Origin of the sequence: Streptomyces doebereineriae (assembly GCF_031845645.1) — a bacterium.
GTDB lineage: Bacteria > Actinomycetota > Actinomycetes > Streptomycetales > Streptomycetaceae > Streptomyces > Streptomyces canus.
On record NZ_JAVREZ010000073.1, the window covers coordinates 1 to 674 of the forward strand.

Annotated in this window: 1 protein-coding gene; it reads left to right on the forward strand. The window is 66.9% G+C overall.

Annotation, left to right across the window (positions count from 1 at the left end; genetic code table 11):
• Positions 1 to 207: 207 nt before the first annotated feature.
• Positions 208 to 674: alcohol dehydrogenase catalytic domain-containing protein (locus RNB18_RS50750; protein WP_311720897.1), on the forward strand; the 467-nt coding region annotated here is incomplete at its 3' end.

The window sequence follows — 674 nt, forward strand, 5'->3', positions numbered from 1 at the left end:
CGTGGTCCGAGCGCTGCCGCGATCCATTCGGCAACTACGGCAATCGAATTGGCGATACTGCTTGGCATGTGCGGCCCCCGTCGCTGTCCCACCCCTGGGACACATTCAACCAAATCTGCGCAACCCCCTCAGCGCGGGTCGTAGTTCCGCCGGTCGGCCCGGCATCCCCGGGGAATATGCGTCTGTCCGGCCTGGTTGCAGCACCGCATGGCTGAAATCATGCGCCGCTGGGAGATGGATGGAATCGGCCGAGACGCGCTCTGGTTGCGTGAGGTGGCCATCCCGCAACCGGGCCCCGGCGACGTCCTGATCAAGGTGGCCGCGGTTGCGTTGAACCATCGCGACAAGATGGTGATCGAAACCGGGCGCGGCCTGCCACTGGAATTCCCCTTCACGCCGGGGTCCGATCTCGCCGGGACCGTCGTCGCGGTCGGAGATTCGGTGACCCGATTCGCCGTCGACGATCAGGTGATCTCGGTGTTCACCCCGGACTGGATCGACGGTGCCCGGGCGGGTGACGCGCGGACGCCCTCGTATTGGACGCTCGGCGGTTTCTACCCCGGGGTGCTCGCCGAATGCGTAGTGCTTCCCCAGGATTGGGTGGTCCGGGCTCCCAGGACCCTGTCGCCGGCAGAAGCCAGCACGCTGCCGGTGGCCGGGCTCACGGCGTGGTT